This window comes from Curtobacterium sp. MCPF17_050 (genome assembly GCF_003224435.2).
Lineage (GTDB): Bacteria > Actinomycetota > Actinomycetes > Actinomycetales > Microbacteriaceae > Curtobacterium.
In genome coordinates this window covers 1426997-1445891 of sequence record NZ_CP126250.1, presented here as the reverse complement: position 1 = coordinate 1445891, position 18895 = coordinate 1426997, and the positions used below count along the sequence as shown (strand labels likewise).

Genomic DNA, 18895 nt, shown 5'->3' with positions numbered 1-18895 from the left:
ATGCTCCGACTCGTCCTCAGCGACCTCCGGTACAACGCCGGGATCTGGGTCGGGGCGCTGGTCGTCAGCGCGGCGACGGCCGTGGCCCTGGCGGTCGCGGCGGCCATGGTCGAGACCGGGATCGCGCTGATCGCCTCGGGTGACGAACTCGACCTGCTGCGCGCAGCCGGCCTGGGCACCCTGGCGACGCTGGTCGTGGTGCTCACGGTCGTCGCGGTGGCCGCGGTGCTCGGCAGCGTGACCCGACTGACGATCGACCTGCAGCGCCGGGGGTACGCGCTCTGGCAGCTCGTGGGCGTCCCGTCCCGGACCGTCACGGTCGTCGTCCGGCTCCAGCTCGGCGTGGTCGCCCTCGTCGGGAGCACCCTCGGGTGCCTCGTCGTCGCGCCCGTCGCGCCGGCCGTCCTGCACCTCGGGCTCTCGGCCTCGGACGGGCTCCGCGACCTCGACGAGCGCTTCGACGTCGTCGGCGGGGTCGCCGTCGTCGTCGCCGTGACGGCCGTCGTCGTCCTCAGCAGTCTCCGGTCGTCCCGTCGCGCCGGTCGGGTGCGCCCCGTCGAGGTCCTCCGCGACCCCGACGCAGCGGCGGGTCGGACGAGCTGGGGACGGTGGACGCTCGCGGGCGTCGCCGTCGTGCTCGCCGCCCTGCTGACGTCGAGCCTCGCAGCCGGTGGAGTGCGTGCGTCCACCTCGGTCCTGCTCATCGGGCCGTTCCTCACCGCGGCCGCCGTCGCCGTCGGGCCGACGCTGTTCCCGGTCGTGCTGCGCGCCTGGACCGCCGTCCTGCCGGCGCACTGGTCGGCGTCGTGGTTCCTGGCCCGGAACGCCGCGGCCTCCGCGGTCGGCCGGAGCAGCGCGACGGTCGGTGCCCTCGTCCTCACGATCGCGCTCCCGGCCAGCATCACGGGCGGGTTCGCGACCACCGCCGACGCCGTCCGGCGGTCCACCGGCGGGGACGGACCCGGACTCGATCCGCAGAGCCTCCTCCTCATGCTCGGCGGACCGCTGCTCGTCTCGCTGTCCGGAGCCGCCGCGACCGTGCTCATCGCCGGGCGGACCCGTGAGCAGGAGGCCGCGCTCGTCGAGGCCGCGGGCGGGTCCCGGTCGGTCGTCCTGGCACGGGCCGCCTGGGAGTCGGTCGTCCTCGTCGGGACCGCGGTGCTCGTGTCGGCCGCCGTCCTGGTGGTGAGCGGCGTCGCGCAGGCGATCGCCCTCGGGGTCACCGTCCCCGGCACGTCGCCCGACGTCGGACTTCGTGTGGCCGGCCCGGCCACGCTGGTGAGCCTCGTCCTGATGGTGGCCGCCAGCACGCTCCCGCTCGTCGTCGGGCGCCGCCGCAGCATCCCGCTCGTCCTCGCCGCGGACTGAACCTGGTCCTCCCGATCACCACGAACCCACGAACCCTGGAAGGACCCACCATGCGCATCCTCTTCTCCGGTGTCCCCGCACTCGGACACCTGCTCCCCCTCGTCCCGCTCGTCCGCGCCGCCGCATCGGCGGGGCACGACGTCGCCGTCCTCACCAGCGGCGGCATGCGGGACGCCCTCGCCGCCGAACTGCCCGGGGTACCGGTCCTGGCAGCGGGTCCCATGCCTCCCGAGCTGTTCGCGGAGGTGGCCCGGCGCATCCCCGGCAGCGACCCGGCGAACCGACCGGAACCGGCGGCCGTCGCCGAGTTCTTCGCCGGGACGCGGGTCGACCTCACCGTCGACGACGCCGTCCGCGAAGCGAGGACGTGGGGTCCGGACGTCGTCGTGGCCGACGCGGTCGACCTGGTGGGTCCGCTCGTCGCGGCGACGCTCGACGTCCCGTACGCCGTCGTCGCGTTCGGACCGGAGGTGCCCGATGCGTTCCGACGTCCGATGACGGAGCTCGTGCTCCCCCGGTACGCGGGCCGGGGCCTGGTGCCGTCACCCCCGGTGGCGCTGCTCGACCCGACGCCGGCGTCCCTGCAGGCGTCCGGGTGGACGCAGCACCCCCTGACCGTCCCGTTCCGGGCGGAGCCGCACAGCCGTCCGGGCGACACCACTCCGCTGCCGCCGTTCCCGGCGTCCGAGCGGCCGCGCGTGCTCGTCACGCTCGGGACGGTGTTCGGGGACGCCGCACTCCTGACGGCGATCATCGACGGCCTCCACCCTGACCAGGCGGACGTCCTCGCGACGGTCGGCGTGATCGGGGACCGCCTCGAGGACACCGACCACGTCCACCACGTGCCGTTCCGGCCGATGCGGGAGCTGCTGGACGGCGTCGACGTCGTGGTGAGCGCTGCGGGAGCGGGTACGGTGCTCGCGGCCGCGAGTGTCGGCGTCCCGATGGTGCTGCTCCCCCAGGGCGCCGACCAGTTCATCAACGCCGAGCGTGCTGCCGCGGCCGACGTCGCCGTGGTGGTCGACGAGCCCGCTGCCGTCGGGCCGGCGGTGCACGCGGTGCTCGCCGGGTCGCGCCATGCCGCCGCGGCCCGGCGGCTCCGCGAGGAGAACGAGCAGCGTCCGAGCGCCGGGGACGCGATCGCCGTGCTCGTGGACGGCGTGACCCGCGCCACGAGCGCCGCCGGGCGGTGACCCGGCGGGCCCTGGGCCGCCGACAGGCCCGGGGCCCGCGGCGGGCGGCGTCAGGCCTCGGTCGGTCCGGGTCCTCCGGGACCCGGACCGATGACCGACGCCACGAAGCGACGGGCGTCCTCGTCGTCGTGCTCGTGCAGCCGCATGCCGAGCAACGTGTTGATGAGCATCCCCTTGGCGAGGAACGTCTCGGCGGCCGACGGCGTGAGGTGCGCGTCCTCGACGAGGAACCGGAGGATCCGCGTGAACCCCTCCCGTGCGACCGGCCCGATCACGGGGTCCGCACCGAGCATGTACGACTGCATCACGATGAGGTGGACGCCGTCCTCGGTCGCGAGCGTCCGGTAGGCCTCGCCGAGCCGGGACTCGACCGTGCCCGGTTGCCCGTCGTCCAGCGCCGCACGGAACGTGTCGAGGACCGCTTCGAGACAGCCGTCGATGACCGCGAGGAACAGGTTCTCCTTCGACCCGAACATGCGGACGACGTAGGGCTGGCTGATCCCGGCGGCCTTCGCGATCCGCTCGGTGGTCGCCCCGTGGTACCCCTCGCGGGCGAACACGGCGGCCGCGGCGGCCAGGGTCGCCTCCCGCCGCTGACTGCCCGCCATGCGCTCCGCTGCCCTGGGGACCGGACCCCTTGCCGTCGTCATACCCCGAGGGTATCATTCGATTCCATGAGTAATGAATCGATTACTAACCACGGCTCCTCCGGTCCCTCGCTCCCGCCGCTCCGCCGGGTCCTCCCGGTCCTCGTCGTGCAGGTGCTCGTCGCGATGGCCATCGCCGGTGCGTTCGCCGGCCTCTACATCGGACTGCAGAAGGCCCCCGTGCCGCACCACCTGCCGGTCGCGGTCGTCGGCGCACAGCTTGCCGACGCGGCCTCGACGGCGCTCGGTGACTCCGCCGACGTCCGTCCGGTCGACTCCGCAGCCGCCGCTCGCGCCCTCGTCCGCTCACACGACGTCGTCGCCGCGCTCGTCCCCGCTGCCGACGGATCGATGCTCGCCGTCGCCGGCGCGGACGGGCGGAGCGCGACCGGTGCGGCGACGGCCCTGCTGAGCGGTGTCGCCCGGGCCGGCGGCGTCCCGGTGACCCGCACCCAGGACCTCGTCCCGCTCGTGACCGGGGACGGGCAGGGCATCGCGGGCTTCTACCTCGTGTTCGGCACCACGCTCGCCGCCTTCGTCCTCGCCCAGATCATGAACTCCCTCGGCGCCCTGGCCGGCCTGTGGGTGCGCGTCGCGGTCACCGTCATCGGGAGCATCGCCGCGGCCGTCGTCGTGGCCGTCATCGCCGGACCGGTCGCCGGCGCCGTCCCCGCGGCCCCCGCTGTCGTCGTCGGCGTGCTGGCGCTGCTCGCGGTGGCCGTCTCGCTGTCGACCCTGGCCATCACCGCCCTCCTCGGCCCGATGGGCGTCGTCGTGTCCACGCTCGTGTTCACCACCCTCGGCAACGCGACCAGCGGCGCGACGGTGAGCACACACCTCCTGCCGCCGTTCCTGTCCGTCGTCGGTGGCGCCCTGCCGCCCGGAGCGGCGTTCGGGGCGGTGACGGCGGCCAGCTACTTCGACGGCGCCGGCGTCGGCCGCGCACTCCTGACGCTCGGCCTGTGGATCACCGGAGCCGCGATCGCGTTGTCCGCCGCCGCCGCCCGTCGCCGTGCCGTCCGGCATGACCGCCGCTCGCCGTCGGCCTGAGCCGAGCGACATGCTCCGTCCTTCCTGAGCACTCACAGGACTCCGCATCTCCATCGCCTATCGTGGCGACCAGCGCGATCGCGCGAACACCCCACGCCGGTGCAGACCGGCGGCGACGGAAGGTCGGTCTGCGTTGACCACCACCCCGATCCAGCCCGGCTACACCCGCACGAGGCCCGCCGCGGGCCCCAGGGGCTCGAGCACGTCCACCTACTCGGCCGTCCTCGCGCAGGTCAAGGAGCACGACCTGCTCCGCCGCCGCACCGGGTTCTACTGGTCGCTGTTCGGCTCGCTCGTCGGCACGCTCGCACTCGCGTGGATCGCCTTCGCCGTGCTGGGCGAGTCGTGGTTCCAGCTCATCGTCGCCGGCGCGCTCGGCGTCGTCTTCACCCAGTTCGCCTTCCTGTCGCACGAGGCCGCGCACCGTCAGGTGTTCGCCTCACAGCGCTGGAACGACCGCGCCGGCCGCTACGTCGGCACGTTCCTGGTCGGCCTGAGCTACTCGTGGTGGATGACCAAGCACACCCGCCACCACGGCAACCCGAACACGATCGGGAAGGACCCGGACATCGCCGCCGGCGTCATCCGGTTCACGCCCGAGGACGCAGCGGTGACCCGGGGTGCGCGGAGCGTCTTCACCCGGTTCCAGGGGTGGCTGTTCTTCCCGCTCCTGACGCTCGAGGGCATCAACCTGCACTGGTCCGCCGTGCACACCGTGCTGACCGGCGCCGACACCAAGGCCGACGTCCGGGCACGCGTGCTCGAGGCGACGCTCCTCGTCCTGCGCTTCGGCATCTACCTGACCGTCCTCTTCTGGTTCCTGCCGTTCGGCATGGCGTGTGCGTTCCTCGGCGTGCAGCTCGCCGTCTTCGGCGTCATGATGGGTGCCTCGTTCGCGCCGAACCACAAGGGCATGCCGACCATCGCGCACGACGCCAAGGTCGACTTCTTCTCGCGCCAGGTGCGCACCTCGCGCAACATCCGCGGCGGTTGGTGGGTGTCGTTCCTCATGGGCGGTCTGAACTACCAGGTCGAGCACCACCTGTTCCCGTCGATGCCGCGACCGGCCCTGAAGAAGGCCCGGCTGCTCGTCCGTCAGCACTGCGAGACGCTCGACGTCCCCTACACGGAGACGACGCTCCTGCGCTCGTACGGCATCGTCGTCCGCTACCTCAACCGGGTCGGCCTGGCCGCCCGCGACCCGTTCACCTGCCCGATGGTCTCGGAGCTCCGCATCCACTGACGGGTCGGCGAACCGCGCCGCGCTCCCACCCGTACGATCGACGGACACCCATCGTCGACGGAGACGGAGCCCGGCATGACTACCACTGACCTCGCCGCACCGGCGGACGCAGCGAGCGCCGGACGGCCCGCTGCCGGCCATCCGCACCACCACGCGACCGCGTCCGTCGCCACGATCCTCGCCGAGTCAGCGGCCCGGTACCCGGACGACGTCGCCGTCGTCGTCGGCGAGCAGCGCATCACCTACGCCGAGCTGTGGGACCAGACGCTCGCGTACGCGGGCGCTCTCCGCGCCCGCGGTGTCACCGCGGGCAGCCGTGTCGCGATGCTCATCCCGAACGTGCCCGACTTCCCCCGCGTGTACTACGCGACCCTCGCGCTCGGCGCCGTCGTCGTGCCCGTGCACGCACTCCTCAAGCGGCACGAGATCGAGTACGTGCTCCGCGACAGCGGAGCGGCGCTGCTCGTCTGCGCCGCACCGCTCATCGCGGAGGGTGCGGCGGGGGCCGCACTCGCCGGGGTCGACGTCGTCACCGTCCTCGCGCCTGCCGGGGACGGGGACGGATCGGCCGCACCCCGCCTGGAGGCCCTGGCCGCGTCGAGCGCGCCCCTCACCACCCTCACGCCCCGCGACCCGTTCGACACCGCGACGATCCTGTACACGAGCGGCACCACCGGGCAGCCCAAGGGCGCCGAGGGATCGCACTTCGCCCTGCTCGAGCAGGTCAACACGCTCCTCATGAGCACCTTCGACATGCGACGTGGTGACGTGCTGCTCGGTGCGCTGCCGCTGTTCCACACCTTCGGCCAGACCTGCACCATGAACACCGGCTTCCGCGCCGGCGCGACCATCGTCATGCTGCCGAAGTTCGACGGCGACGCCGCACTCGCCGCGATGGTCGAGCACGGCTGCGGCATCTTCATGGGCGTGCCGACGATGTACATGGCGCTGCTCGACGCCGCGACCCGGACCGACGCCCGTCCCGAGCTCCGGTACGCGATCTCCGGCGGGGCCTCGTTGCCGCTCGCGGTGCTCGAACGATTCGAGGCCGTGTACGGGGCGCCGATCCACGAGGGCTACGGCCTCACCGAGACCTCACCCGTCGCGAGCTTCAACCACGTCGGACGGACGCCCCGTCCCGGCACCATCGGCACACCTGTCTGGGGCGTCGAGGTCGAGATCGCGGACCCCGCCGTGCAGGACCGCATCGACATGCTGCCGCGCGGCACGATCGGCGAACTCGTCATCCGGGGCCACAACCTGATGAACGGTTACCGCAACCGACCCGACGCGACCGCCGCGGCCGTGGTCGACGGGTGGTTCCGGACGGGCGACCTCGGGACGAAGGACGACGAGGGCTTCCTGACGATCGTCGACCGCACGAAGGACATGATCATCCGCAACGGCTACAACGTGTACCCGCGCGAGGTCGAGGAGGTGCTCGCCGCGCACGAGGACGTCACGATGGCCGCGGTGTTCGGGGTGCCGCACGACGTGCACGGCCAGGAGATCGCGGCGGCGGTCGTCCTCGCCGACGGCGCCACGACCAGCTCGGACGAGCTCGTCCGGTACGTCGCGGACGCCATCGCCGCGTACAAGTACCCGCGGGTCGTCCACGTCGTCGACGCGCTCCCCCTCGGTCCGAGCGGCAAGGTGCTCAAGCGTGCCCTCGTCGAGCGGTTCGGCTCGGAGCCGGCGCCCGGACCGGAGGAGCACGCCGGCGCCTGACCGACGTCGGTACGCTCGGCCGGGTGGAGCTGATCACGGACGTGCGTCGAGCCGACTGGCTCGTGCGACGCCTCCAGGCCTCCGGGACCGTCGCCGGCACCGTCGGCGGCGGGTTCGACGGGTACGCCCGCGTCCTGCACCCGCTCGCGGCCTTCCGGGAGGACCGCTCGGTCCTCGACGAGCACGGCGACGCTCCGGTCCTCGAGACGAGCACCTGGCGGTGGTCCGACGTCGCAGCCAGGACCGGGCGGACGGTGGACGCCGGGGTCTCCTGGAGCACACTCAGCGCCAGCCGCGACGACGACGTGCTGTTCGACGACGGGTGGCGGGTCGAACCGCCTGCCGAAGGCTGGCTCGATCCGCGCCTGCTGGCCGCACTCACCTCGCACCTCAGTGCCTCGACGGCGACCCCGCTCGACCTGGTGGCGGCGGTGTGGGACGGATGGGGGGACCTGAGCGGCGGCTCCACCCTCGTGGCCGGATGGCAGGACGGGACGCCCGACGCGACGGAGCGTGCCCGCGCCGAGGCGGAGGTCGCCCGCCTCCGCACAGCGCACCAGGCGGCACTCGACGCCGTCCGCCGTGCACTCGCCGTGCCGCGACTGCACCTCACCCACCGCGAGCACCTCCTGGTGCGGACGACGGTCGCGGACTGGGCCGACCCGGCGTGGACCGAGCGGGCGGAGATCGCGGACGGTGTGCCGCTCGCGCACACGCCGCAGCTGTTGTGGCCGGAGGACCACGCGTGGGTCCTCGCGACGGAGATCGACTGCGACTCGACGCTGGTCGCGGGGACGCGACGACTCGTGGACGCGATCCTCAGGGACCATCGGTTCGAGACGTTCGAGGTGGACCCGCTCAGCGCCCTTCGATGACGTCCGTCGAACGGTCCTGACGCGAGCAGGTCACAGCGCCCGCTGCGGAGGCCCGCAGCGCCTCGTACAGCTCCCGTTCTGTGCCACGGCGGGTAGGTTGCCTGGAGCACGTACTGAAGAGGGGGAACCATGACAGCACTGGTCTGGATCGCAGCGGTCGTCGGCGGACTCGCGGCCGTAGCCGCGCTCGCCAGGGCACGTCGCCGCTGACAGCACGGCAACGGTCGGGTCACGTTCCTCGCCCGCACGGCGTCGGCGACTGCTCGCGGTGCTTCACTGGCCGGCATGGGGCAGACACGGACACGAGGGTCGATCGCGATCGTCCTCGCGGTGAGCATCGCGATCGGCGTGAACGGGTGCGCGGGAGTGCATTCGAGTTCAGGCGGATCCTGCGCCCTGAAGTCGATCGAGCTCCAGGACTCGTCCCTGCACCCCGGAGGAGTCCTCCGGCTCCACTCCGAGGCGGTCTGGGAGACGTGCGAGGACACCGGAGGCACGAGCCGCGCGGCGTCGGACGTCACCGTCGTCGTCACACCCTCCGCGAGCGGCGAGGAGGTCCTGCTCGGTCGGCCGACACCGCAGGGGCCGCTGTCCACGGTCGACGAGTCCTTCGAGCTGCCCGCGGACCTCCCGGTCGGTCCCGCGGTGCTCGCACTGCACACCCACAGCGGCGATGTGATCGACGCCGAACTGCCGATCACGATCACCGCACCCCCGGCCACCTGATTTCGGCGGCACGATGGCCGACCGGGTGCTCTCGGTGGGCCCTGCCGGGATCGAACCGACGACATCCACGGTGTAAACGTGGCGCTCTACCAGCTGAGCTAAAGGCCCTCGCGCCGCTGCCGGGCGCACCCCACATCCTACGGGTGCGCCGAGAAGGGCGCCGCGCCGCTGACTACGCTCGCGCTCATGCACCGCCGCTCCTCCACCGTCGTCACCGCCACCGCGCTCGTGACCCTGCTCGGCAGCCTGCTCGCCGGCTGCTCGGTGCCCGGCTCCGACACGAGCACGGCGGCTCCCCCGTGGCCCCGACCGACGGACCTGGAGCACCGCGCCGACCAGGCCGGGCTCCAGGACGTCTGGGGTGAGCGGCTGGCCGAACACGTCCACACCCACCTGTCGATCACGGACGGCCACTCCCCGGTCGTCGTGCCGGGGAACGTCGGCCACTCGGCGTCCGAGCACTTCGCCGCACAGCTCCACACGCACGACACCTCGGGGATCCTGCACGTCGAGTCACCGACCCGCGAGACCTTCACGCTCGGCCAGTTCTTCGACGAGTGGGGCGTCGCCCTCGGTCCCGCCCACGTCGGCGGGCTCCGTGGCGACCTCACCGTGTGGGTGGACGGGAAGCGCTTCCTCGGCAACCCCCGCTCGATCGCACTGACGAACCGGCGCGAGATCGCCCTGGCCGTCACGACGATCGGCGAGGTCCCGCACCGCCCGGCGCCGTTCGACTGGCCGCCGCAGTACCGCTGAGCGGGCGGCACCCGCGCATCCACGGTCGGCCCCAGCCGCGGTCTGGGAAGCTGTACGGGAGGGGGTGGGGCACATGTCGGAACCGTCCAGCACACCGGGACCGGACGCACCAGCGGACGGGACGCGACCGGACGCACCAGCGAACGGGACGCGACGACGGTGGATCGTCGGCGTGAGCGCACTCGCCGTCGTCGTCGTGGCCGGGACGACCGCCTGGGCGCTCTCCGGCACCGGCCAGGAGGCCCGCCCCACGCCCGTCGCGGCCGCGCCGTCCGCCACGCCCAGCCCGACGCCGTCGCGCACGCCGTTGCCGGCCGTCCCCGCACGGCCGTCGGACGCCGCCCTGGCCGCCCTGCCGCTCGCGTTCCACGACGCCGTGATCGGCGGGCTCCTCGACGGGTCGCAGGTCGAGGCGGAGAACCGGTGGACGACGGCGACCCCGAAGACCGCGCTCGTCCCCCTGTACGCCTCGCCCGACGCCGACGCCGCTCCCGTCGCCACGCTGTCGTCCTCGGTGTCCACGCTGGACACCCCGACGGTCACCGCCGTCTGGGACCGCGCGCCCGGACAGGACGGCGGCATGGTGCTCGTCTCGACGCCCGCGCGGAACCGGACACCGGGCGACGGCGGGGTCGCCACCGCCCCGAGTGCGACGTTCGCGTGGGCCCGCGCCGCGGACTTCACCCTGACCGGCATCGACCGCGTCGTGCGTGTGGACAACCAGGCGTCGACCATCGCGATCGTCCGTCGCGACGGCTCGGTGCAGACGAGCGAGGCCGCGCGCCTCGGCACCCCGCAGGACCCGACGCCGACGGACACGAAGACGTACATGGAGGCGAACTACGTCGACCCGCAGGTGACGTACACGCAGGGGCACCCGATCTCGCTGACCGGCGCGCACTCCGCGACGCTCGCCGGCTACGGCGGGAACGCCGCCCTCACCGCCCTGCACTACTACCCGGAACCGAACGGGTCGTCGCACGGGTGCGTCCGCATCTCGGCGGTGATGACCGAGGCCCTGGCCGGGCTGCCGATCGGGACACCGATCGAGTTCAGCTGAGCAGCTCCCGGACGACCGCGTCCGGCCGCTCCACGTGCGCGAAGTGCCCGCAGTCCTCGAGCAGCACGGTCCGCACGTCCGGCAGCGCCCGCCGCAACCGGTCGAGGTCGTCGGTCCGGGCGAACACGTCCTGCCACCCGGCGACCGCCACCACCGGACACCGCACGGCGGACCAGCGACGGGTGTCGTAGTGTGCCGCGGAGCGGGCTGCGCCGAGGAACCCGGCCGGCCGGAACTCCTCGACGAAGGCGTCGAGGACGCTGCGGTCGAGTCGGCGCACGGCCGCGAACACGGGTGCCGCGAGGAGCGGGAGCAGCCCGACCCGGGCGAACGCCCGCAGGACGGTGTGCGCGGACCCGCGGGTCACGGCGAGCCCGGCGCGCAACAGGGTGAACGCCGGCAGGGACCGCAGCGCCCGCACGGGGTGTCGCGATGCCGCCGCGGTCGCGAACGTCGTCCCCGAGACGAGCCCGAGGGACCGCACCCGAGCGGGTCGGTCGACGGCGAGGTGCAGGCCGACGAAGGCCCCCATCGAGTGCCCGACCACGTCGACGTCGTCGAGGCCGAGCGCGTCGAGCACCGCGACGAGCACCCGGGCGGAGTCGTCCACGTCGAGCGGGACCTCCGGCGCGGGCGACGCCCCCCACCCGGGCAGGTCGACGAACACGAGGCCGCGGCCCGGCAGCCCGTCCGCTGCTGCCAGGAGCGGCGTCCACGTCGACCACGACCCGGCGACACCGTGCAGGAACAGGAGCGGCCGCACACCGCGGCGGTGGTGGACGACGGCCGGACCGGCGTCCGTCGCGGTCGTCGTCGTGGTCAGACCCCAGCGGGCCGGGTCGTCGACCACGGGGTACGGCGCGTAGCGGTCGTCCGGGACCCCGCCGACCTGCGGGGCCGAGCCGGTGTCGGTGGCGGTCACCGTGCCTCCAGTCCGGTGCGCTCGGGCACCGTCAGGGGTTCGGAGCAGACCGTGCCGGGGAGGGCAGGTGGTCGTCCGTCAGCGGGCGCGCAGCGGCCGGGAGGCCCGGGTCAGCTGACCGGGACCGGCGCGGAGCACGCGGCGAGGCGGTCCAGGGCGGCCCGGTACTCGGTCACGTCGCGGGCGACGCCCGGCTCGGTGATGATCGACGCCTTGATGCGTCCCTGCACGTCGATCACGAAGGTCGCGCGGGTGGCGAAGCCCTTCTTCTCGAGGAAGACGCCGTACTCCTTGGACACGGCACCGTGCGGCCAGAAGTCGGCGAGCAGCTCGAAGTCGTAGCCGTTCGCCTGCGCGAAGGACCGGAGCGTCGCCTTCGAGTCGACCGAGATGCCGATCAGCTCGATGCGCTGGTCCTGGAACATCGCGATGTTGTCCTGCAGCGTGCAGAGCTCGTCGGTGCAGGTGGACGAGAACGCGAGCGGGAAGAAGACGAGGGCGACCGGGCGGTGGCCGCGGTGGTCGCTGAGTCGGACGTGCTCACCGAACTGGTTCGGGAGCTCGAAGTCCGGCGCGAGTGAGCCGATCTCCAGTGCCATCGTGGTGGTGCTTCTCTCCCCGGGCGTTGGGTGTGCCCGTCGATTCCACGCATCCACCGGTCGCGGACGCACGGTCGGCCATGCTACGCCGACGGCCCGCGAACGCAAGTGCCGTCCGGACCGCGTCGTCATCAGCATCGCCGTCGGTGCGTGGGCCTAGAGTGGACGCGGCCCGTCCCCGGTCGTGATCCGACCACCGACGGCTCGACATGTCCACCACCACGAGAACGAACGAGGTCAACGGTGACGGTGAACGACCAGGACCCGCGCAGCACCGCAGGGCAGGACCAGGACCCGGAGGAGACCGCCGAGTGGCGTGAGTCCCTCGACGGTCTCGTCGCGACGCACGGGCACCAGCGGGCCCGCGAGATCATGCAGAGCCTGCTGAAGCGCTCGAACGAGCTGCACCTCGGCGTGCCGATGGTCCCGACGACGGACTACGTCAACACGATCGCCCCCGAGGACGAGCCGACGTTCCCCGGCGACGAGGAACTCGAGCGCCGCTACCGCCGCTGGATCCGCTGGAACGCGGCCATCACGGTGCACCGCGCGCAGCGTCCCGGCATCGCCGTCGGCGGCCACATCTCGACGTACGCGTCGAGCGCCGCCATGTACGAGGTCGGCTACAACCACTTCTTCCGCGCGCAGGACCACCCGTCGGGCGGGGACCAGGTCTTCTTCCAGGGCCACGCCTCCCCCGGCATGTACGCCCGCGCCTACATGGAAGGCCGCCTGAGCGAGGACCAGCTCGACGGCTTCCGCCAAGAGAAGTCGCACGCCGGCGGCGGACTGTCCTCGTACCCGCACCCGCGCCTCATGCCGCACTTCTGGCAGTTCCCGACCGTGTCGATGGGCATCGGCCCGATCAACGCGATCTACCAGGCGCAGCAGGCCAAGTACCTGTCGAACCGCGGCATCAAGGACGCCTCCGAGCAGCAGGTCTGGGCCTTCCTCGGCGACGGCGAGATGGACGAGGTCGAGTCCCGCGGCCAGCTCCAGGTCGCGGCGAACGACGGCCTCGACAACCTGAACTTCGTCATCAACTGCAACCTCCAGCGCCTCGACGGCCCGGTGCGCGGCAACGGCAAGATCATCCAGGAGCTCGAGGCGTTCTTCCGCGGCGCGGGCTGGAACGTCATCAAGGTCGTCTGGGGCCGCGAGTGGGACGACCTGCTCGCCCGCGACACCGAGGGCGCGCTCCTCAACCTGATGAACGCGACGCCGGACGGCGACTACCAGACGTACAAGGCCGAGAACGGCGCCTACGTCCGCGAGAACTTCTTCGGGCGTGACCCGAAGGCGCTCGAGCTCGTCAAGGACTACACCGACGACCAGATCTGGAACCTCAAGCGCGGTGGCCACGACTACCGCAAGGTCTACGCGGCGTTCAAGGCGGCGACGGAGCACAAGGGCCAGCCGACCGTCATCCTCGCGAAGACGGTCAAGGGCTACGGCCTCGGCCCGAGCTTCGAGGGCCGCAACGCGACCCACCAGATGAAGAAGCTCACGCTCGACAACCTCAAGCAGTTCCGCGACGAGATGCGCATCCCGATCTCGGACGCGCAGCTCGAGGAGAACCCCTACACGCCGCCGTACTACCACCCGGGCAACGACGACGAGGCGATCCAGTACATGCACGAGCGCCGCCGTGAGCTCGGTGGCTACGTGCCGGAACGTCGGTCGAAGTACACGCAGGTCAACCTGCCCGACGAGTCGAAGTACCAGATCGTCAAGAAGGGCTCCGGCAAGCAGGAGGTCGCCACGACGATGGCGTTCGCCCGTCTGCTGAAGGACCTGCTCCGCTCGCCCGACTTCGGCAACCGCGTCGTCCCGATCATCCCGGACGAGGCCCGCACGTTCGGCATGGACGCGTACTTCCCGACGGCGAAGATCTACAACCCGAACGGCCAGCACTACACGTCGGTCGACCGCGAGCTGCTCCTGGCGTACAAGGAGAGCCCGCAGGGCCAGATCATCCACGTCGGCATCAACGAGGCGGGCGCCCTCGCGGCGTTCACCGCCGTCGGCACCTCGTACTCGACGCAGGGCGAGCCGCTCATCCCGGTCTACGTCTTCTACTCGCAGTTCGGGTTCCAGCGCACCGGCGACGCGATCTGGGCCGCCGGCGACCAGATGACCCGCGGGTTCATGATCGGCGCAACCGCCGGTCGCACCACCCTGACCGGGGAGGGCCTGCAGCACGCCGACGGCCACTCGCCGCTGCTGGCCGCGACGAACCCGGCCGTCGTCTCGTACGACCCCGCCTACGGCTACGAGATCGGGCACATCGTCCGCACCGGCCTCGAGCGGATGTACGGCACGAACGAGGACGGCTCCCCGTCGCACGTCGACCCGAACGTCATGTACTACCTCACGGTCTACAACGAGCCGCTCGTGCAGCCGGCCGAGCCGGAGGGCGTCGACGTCGAGGGGATCGTCAAGGGCATGTACCTGCTCAAGCCGAGCGAGCACGACGGCCCGAAGGCCCAGCTGCTCGCGTCCGGTGTCGCCGTGCCGTGGATCCTCGAGGCGCAGCAGCTCCTGGCCGAGGACTGGGGCGTGTCCGCCGACGTCTGGAGCGTCACGAGCTGGGGCGAGCTGTACCGCGACGGGGTGGACGCCGAGCAGCACGCGTTCCTCAACCCGAACGACGAGCCGCGCACCCCGTACGTCACCGAGCGCCTGCTCGGGACCGAGGGCCCGGTCGTCGCGGTGAGCGACTTCATGCACGCCGTGCAGGAGCAGATCCGTCCGTTCGTCCCGTCCGACTACGCCACGCTCGGTGCCGACGGCTTCGGCTTCTCGGACACCCGTCCGGCAGCGCGCCGCTTCTTCCACATCGACGGTCCCTCGGTCGTCGTGCGGACGCTGCAGCAGCTGGTCCGGCAGGGCAAGCTCGACGCGTCGGTCCTCCAGCAGGCGATCGACAAGTACCGCCTGCACGACGTGACCGCCGGCACGACCGGCAGCGCGGGCGGCGAGAGCTGATCTCCGCGTGAGCACACCCCGCACCGCCACCGCCGCGGGCCGGGAGGACGACCGGCAACGGGCGCTCTCCTGGCTCCGGCAGGTGTCGGGCGAACTCTCGACCGCGACGATCAAGCGGCTCGAGGACACCCTGCCCTGGTACAGCGAGATGCCCCCTGGCCGTCGCTCGGCCGTCGGCATGGTGGCCCAGGCCGGCATCACGTCGTTCATCTCGTGGCTCGAGGGCAGCGCCTCCACCCCGTGGATCGCCGCCGCCGACGTCTTCGGCTCGGCCCCGCGTGAACTCCTGCGCTCGGTGAGCCTGCAGCAGACCCTGCAGCTCATCCGTGTCGTGGTGACCGTGGTCGAGGAGCGCGCCGCCGACGACGAGATGCTGCAGGAGGCGATCCTCAAGTACTCGCGCGACATCGCGTTCGCGGCGGCCGACGTCTACGCCCGTGCGGCGGAGGCCCGCGGGCTGTGGGACGCCCGGCTCGAGGCCCTCGTCGTCGACTCGATCCTGTCGGGCGAGTACGACGACGAACTGCCGTCGCGCATCGCCGCCCTCGGCTGGCACGGGCACGGCGAGGTCGCGGTCCTGGTCGGGACGGCGCCGAAGCAGCTCGAGGTCGACCAGGTCCGCCGGACGGCCCGCCACCAGGACGCCGACGTGCTCATCGGTGTGCAGGGCTCGCGGCTCGTGGTCGTCATCGGACGGGCGACCCCGCGCGACGACGTGCCCGAGGGTGAGGAACCCGTGTCGTTCATGTCGATCGCGCAGGAGCTCGAACCGCTGTTCGGCGAGGGCCACCTCGTGCTCGGCAACGAGGTCCCCGGGGTCGTCGACGCCTCGACCAGCGCGAAGGCCGCCCTGGCCGGGTTCGCCGTTGCCCGGGCTTGGCGGGGCGCACCACGACCGGCCCTCGCCGACGACCTGCTGCCGGAACGTGCGCTCGCGGGCGACCCCCTCGCCCGCTCGGCCCTGGTGCAGCGGATCTACACGCCGCTCAAGGACCAGTCCACCGAGCTCCTGCAGACCCTGTGGTGCTACCTCGACACCGGTCGGTCGCTCGAGGCGACGGCGCGTGAACTCTTCGTGCACCCGAACACCGTCCGCTACCGCCTCCGCCGCGTCGCGGACATCATCGGGTGGGACGCCACGCACGCGCGGGACGCCCTCATCGTGCAGTCCGCGCTCATCCTCGGCGCGATGTCCGAAGCGGCGTCCACGCGCCGTCGCCCCACGCGCCGCTGACGACCCCACCGGGTGGGGTTCCTACAAGGCATCCCGGCAATCCGTGTGGGGAGTCCACACGTGCCCGACGGTGACTGCCCGGCATCATTGAGCGGTGATCGTCGTCGTCGCGCCCGGACAGGGCTCCCAGACCCCCGGCTTCCTCGCCCCCTGGCTCGAGGACGCCGCCGTCCGTGACCGCGTCGGGCAGTGGTCCGACGCGATCGGCGTGGACCTCGCCGAGCACGGGACGAACTCCGACGCGGACACCATCAAGGACACCGCCCTCGCGCAGCCGCTCATCGTCGCCGCCGGGCTCGTCACGGCCGACGCCCTGCTGGCCGACGACCGCCGCGCCCTCGTCGGTGGTGTCGCCGGGCACTCGGTCGGCGAGTTCACCGCCGCCGCCGTCGCCGGGGTCCTCACCCCGACCGACGCCGTGTCGCTCGTCGCCGAGCGGGGCCGGGCGATGGCCGACGCCGCCGCACTCGAGCCGACCTCGATGGCCGCGGTCCTCGGTGGTGACGCCGACGAGCTCGCCGCCCTGCTCGACTCCCTCGGGCTGACGGCCGCGAACCACAACGGCGGCGGGCAGACCGTCGTCGCCGGTCCGGCGGACGCGATCGCCCGCCTCGCGGAACAGCCGCCCGCGAAGGCCCGCGTCGTCCCCCTCGCCGTCGCCGGCGCCTTCCACACGCGCTTCATGGCGCCGGCCGTCGACCGGGTCGCACCCGTCGCCGCGGCCGCGACCGTGCAGGACCCGACCCTCCCGCTCTGGACGAACGCCGACGGGTCGCAGGTCCGGGACGGTCGCCGCTTCGTCGACCTCATGGTCCGGCAGATCGCCAACCCGGTGCACTGGGACGCCGTCATGACCTCCTTCCAGCAGGCCGGCGTCACCGGCATCATCGAGCTCGCACCGGCCGGGGCCCTGGTCGGCCTCGCCAAGCGCGGTCTCCGCGGCACGCCGACGGTCGCGATCAAGACCCCGGACGACCTGCCCGCCGCCGTCGAGCTGCTGCAGAGCGCCGCCGACGAGTCCACGGAGGCAGCCCAGTCCACGGAGGCCGCCCGATGACCGACGCCAGCACCACCGCCGTCGAGACGGACGCCACCGGCGGGACGGACGCGACCACGGGCCTCCAGGCCGGCGACCGACCGGTCCTGTCCCAGCGACGCGGCCACGAGTTCACCCGCATCCTCGCCTTCGGAGCCGCGCGCGGCGAGAACGTCGTCCCGAACGACGACCTCGTCGGTCCGATCGACTCCTCCGACGAGTGGATCCGCCAGCGCACCGGCATCGTGACCCGCATGCGCGCCGGCCGCGACGTCGAAGCAGTCGACCTCGCCGAGGCCGCCGCGCGCGAGGCGATCGAGAAGGCCGGGCTCACCCCCGACCAGATCGGCGTCGTGCTCGTCGCGACCGTCACCCACACCGTGGCGACGCCGTCGATGGCGTCCCTGCTCGCCGAGCGGATCGGTGCTGCACCGGCCGCGGCGTACGACATCAGCGCCGCGTGTGCCGGATACGCGTACGGGATCGCGCAGGCGGACTCGTTCATCAAGTCCGGCATCGCCGACCACGTGCTCGTCATCGGCGCCGAGAAGCTCAGCGACGTCGTCGACCCGACCGACCGCTCCATCTCGTTCCTCCTCGGGGACGGGGCGGGCGCGGCCGTCGTCGGTCCGAGCGACACCGCCGGCATCGGGCCGAGCATCTGGGGCTCCGACGGCTCGAAGTGGGACGCGATCGGCATGACCGCGACCTACAACGAGTGGGAGGCGGGAGCCCCCCGCCCGACGATGCGCCAGGCCGGGCAGACCGTGTTCCGCTGGGCCGTCTGGGAGATGGTCAAGGTCGCACGCCAGGCGCTCGAGGCCGCCGGTGTCCGCGCCGACCAGCTCGCGGCGTTCGTGCCGCACCAGGCAAACATCCGGATCATCGACGAGTTCGCCAAGCAGCTCGGGATCCCGGACACCGTCGCCATCGCCCGTGACATCACCACGACGGGCAACACCTCGGCCGCGAGCATCCCGCTCGCCACGCACCGCCTGCTCTCCGAGCACCCGGAACTGTCGGGCGGACTCGCCCTGCAGATCGGCTTCGGCGCCGGACTCGTGTTCGGCGCGCAGGTGGTCGTCCTCCCCTAGTCCCCTCGCGCCTCCGGGCGCGGGCAGTGCCCGTGCCCTAGGCTGTCCCACGGTCAAACGACACCCCCCTCAAGGAGAACACTCATGGCCCTGTCCAACGAAGAAGTCCTCGCCGGCCTGGCCGAGCTGATCAACGACGAGACCGGTATCGCCACCGACACCGTCGCCGCTGACAAGTCGTTCACCGACGACCTGGACATCGACTCCATCTCGATGATGACCATCGTCGTGAACGCCGAAGAGAAGTTCGACGTCAAGATCCCCGACGAAGAGGTCAAGAACCTCAAGACCGTCGGCGACGCCGTCGACTTCATCGTCAAGGCCCAGGCCTGAAACGAGCTTCCTGAGCGCCGCGGGCCGCTGACCCTCGAGTCGT

At 72.4% G+C, this 18895-nt stretch carries 17 protein-coding genes and 1 tRNA gene; 14 read left to right on the top strand and 4 right to left on the bottom strand.

Annotated features, from left to right (window positions below; all coding sequences use genetic code 11):
* A complete protein-coding gene (locus DEJ34_RS06860) occupies positions 1-1368 on the top strand; it encodes an FtsX-like permease family protein (RefSeq protein WP_284180715.1) in 1368 nt (455 codons plus the stop codon).
* 50 nt (positions 1369-1418) lie between these two features.
* On the top strand, positions 1419-2561 hold the full coding sequence (locus DEJ34_RS06855) for a glycosyltransferase (protein ID WP_146236881.1): 1143 nt from the start codon (positions 1419-1421) through the stop codon (positions 2559-2561).
* A 50-nt stretch (positions 2562-2611) separates the two neighbouring features.
* Here the strand turns inward: DEJ34_RS06855 and DEJ34_RS06850 are convergent, their stop codons facing one another.
* Entirely contained in the window at positions 2612-3211 is a 600-nt protein-coding gene (locus DEJ34_RS06850) for a TetR/AcrR family transcriptional regulator (RefSeq protein ID WP_220032801.1), read from the bottom strand.
* A gap of 24 nt (positions 3212-3235) precedes the next feature.
* On the opposite strand from DEJ34_RS06850, the gene DEJ34_RS06845 reads away from it, so the two are divergent.
* The 5 genes from DEJ34_RS06845 (at position 3236) to DEJ34_RS06825 (ending at position 8830) form a co-directional block, all read left to right on the top strand.
* Positions 3236-4258: a hypothetical protein gene (locus DEJ34_RS06845; RefSeq protein ID WP_146236882.1), complete on the top strand. Its 1023-nt coding sequence runs from the start codon at positions 3236-3238 to the stop codon at positions 4256-4258.
* Between the two features lie 133 nt (positions 4259-4391).
* Positions 4392-5501, top strand: a complete 1110-nt coding sequence (locus DEJ34_RS06840) for a fatty acid desaturase family protein (protein WP_110889663.1) — start codon at positions 4392-4394, stop codon at positions 5499-5501.
* Positions 5502-5576: 75 nt separating this feature from the next.
* A complete protein-coding gene (locus DEJ34_RS06835) occupies positions 5577-7229 on the top strand; it encodes a long-chain-fatty-acid--CoA ligase (RefSeq protein WP_110899990.1) in 1653 nt (550 codons plus the stop codon).
* 23 nt (positions 7230-7252) lie between these two features.
* The gene (locus DEJ34_RS06830; RefSeq protein WP_110910911.1) at positions 7253-8104 is read left to right on the top strand and encodes a hypothetical protein; all 852 of its coding nucleotides are present in this window, start codon (positions 7253-7255) and stop codon (positions 8102-8104) included.
* Between the two features lie 285 nt (positions 8105-8389).
* Entirely contained in the window at positions 8390-8830 is a 441-nt protein-coding gene (locus tag DEJ34_RS06825) for a hypothetical protein (protein ID WP_110910912.1), read from the top strand.
* A 35-nt stretch (positions 8831-8865) separates the two neighbouring features.
* On the opposite strand, the gene DEJ34_RS06820 is transcribed toward DEJ34_RS06825, so the two are convergent.
* Positions 8866-8938: transfer RNA gene (locus DEJ34_RS06820), tRNA-Val, on the bottom strand.
* Positions 8939-9016: 78 nt separating this feature from the next.
* Between DEJ34_RS06820 and DEJ34_RS06815 the strand changes: the two genes are divergently transcribed.
* Entirely contained in the window at positions 9017-9586 is a 570-nt protein-coding gene (locus DEJ34_RS06815; protein WP_110910913.1) for a hypothetical protein, read from the top strand.
* Positions 9587-9758: 172 nt separating this feature from the next.
* Entirely contained in the window at positions 9759-10646 is an 888-nt protein-coding gene (locus DEJ34_RS06810; protein WP_146236883.1) for a L,D-transpeptidase, read from the top strand.
* Here DEJ34_RS06810 and DEJ34_RS06805 read toward each other — a convergent pair.
* A complete protein-coding gene (locus DEJ34_RS06805; protein WP_181422206.1) occupies positions 10639-11568 on the bottom strand; it encodes an alpha/beta fold hydrolase in 930 nt (309 codons plus the stop codon). The genes DEJ34_RS06810 and DEJ34_RS06805 overlap by 8 nt on opposite strands.
* A gap of 110 nt (positions 11569-11678) precedes the next feature.
* A complete protein-coding gene (locus DEJ34_RS06800; RefSeq protein ID WP_110825343.1) occupies positions 11679-12167 on the bottom strand; it encodes a peroxiredoxin in 489 nt (162 codons plus the stop codon).
* A 243-nt stretch (positions 12168-12410) separates the two neighbouring features.
* On the opposite strand from DEJ34_RS06800, the gene aceE reads away from it, so the two are divergent.
* From aceE to DEJ34_RS06775, 5 genes are all read left to right on the top strand, one after another.
* Complete coding sequence (gene aceE / locus DEJ34_RS06795; RefSeq protein ID WP_110910916.1) at positions 12411-15155, top strand: pyruvate dehydrogenase (acetyl-transferring), homodimeric type; 2745 nt, start codon at positions 12411-12413, stop codon at positions 15153-15155.
* 7 nt (positions 15156-15162) lie between these two features.
* The gene (locus DEJ34_RS06790; protein ID WP_110910917.1) at positions 15163-16389 is read left to right on the top strand and encodes a PucR family transcriptional regulator; all 1227 of its coding nucleotides are present in this window, start codon (positions 15163-15165) and stop codon (positions 16387-16389) included.
* A 94-nt stretch (positions 16390-16483) separates the two neighbouring features.
* Positions 16484-17446 carry an ACP S-malonyltransferase gene (locus tag DEJ34_RS06785; RefSeq protein WP_110889656.1) on the top strand — a complete coding sequence of 321 codons (963 nt, stop codon included), beginning with the start codon at positions 16484-16486 and terminating at the stop codon, positions 17444-17446.
* Complete coding sequence (locus DEJ34_RS06780) at positions 17443-18519, top strand: beta-ketoacyl-ACP synthase III (protein WP_258368238.1); 1077 nt, start codon at positions 17443-17445, stop codon at positions 18517-18519. The genes DEJ34_RS06785 and DEJ34_RS06780 overlap by 4 nt, the downstream gene beginning before the upstream one ends.
* Before the next feature lie 84 nt (positions 18520-18603).
* Positions 18604-18852: an acyl carrier protein gene (locus tag DEJ34_RS06775; protein ID WP_058741348.1), complete on the top strand. Its 249-nt coding sequence runs from the start codon at positions 18604-18606 to the stop codon at positions 18850-18852.
* Positions 18853-18895: the final 43 nt, after the last annotated feature.

Coding starts and splice junctions, on each gene's coding strand:
- DEJ34_RS06835 (WP_110899990.1), top strand. CDS start 5,577: ATGACTACCACTGACCTCGCCGCACCGGCGGACGCAGCGAGCGCCGGA.
- DEJ34_RS06850 (WP_220032801.1), bottom strand. CDS start 3,211: ATGACGACGGCAAGGGGTCCGGTCCCCAGGGCAGCGGAGCGCATGGCG.
- DEJ34_RS06860 (WP_284180715.1), top strand. CDS start 1: ATGCTCCGACTCGTCCTCAGCGACCTCCGGTACAACGCCGGGATCTGG.
- DEJ34_RS06775 (WP_058741348.1), top strand. CDS start 18,604: ATGGCCCTGTCCAACGAAGAAGTCCTCGCCGGCCTGGCCGAGCTGATC.
- DEJ34_RS06800 (WP_110825343.1), bottom strand. CDS start 12,167: ATGGCACTGGAGATCGGCTCACTCGCGCCGGACTTCGAGCTCCCGAAC.
- DEJ34_RS06845 (WP_146236882.1), top strand. CDS start 3,236: ATGAGTAATGAATCGATTACTAACCACGGCTCCTCCGGTCCCTCGCTC.
- DEJ34_RS06855 (WP_146236881.1), top strand. CDS start 1,419: ATGCGCATCCTCTTCTCCGGTGTCCCCGCACTCGGACACCTGCTCCCC.
- DEJ34_RS06825 (WP_110910912.1), top strand. CDS start 8,390: ATGGGGCAGACACGGACACGAGGGTCGATCGCGATCGTCCTCGCGGTG.
- DEJ34_RS06780 (WP_258368238.1), top strand. CDS start 17,443: ATGACCGACGCCAGCACCACCGCCGTCGAGACGGACGCCACCGGCGGG.
- DEJ34_RS06815 (WP_110910913.1), top strand. CDS start 9,017: ATGCACCGCCGCTCCTCCACCGTCGTCACCGCCACCGCGCTCGTGACC.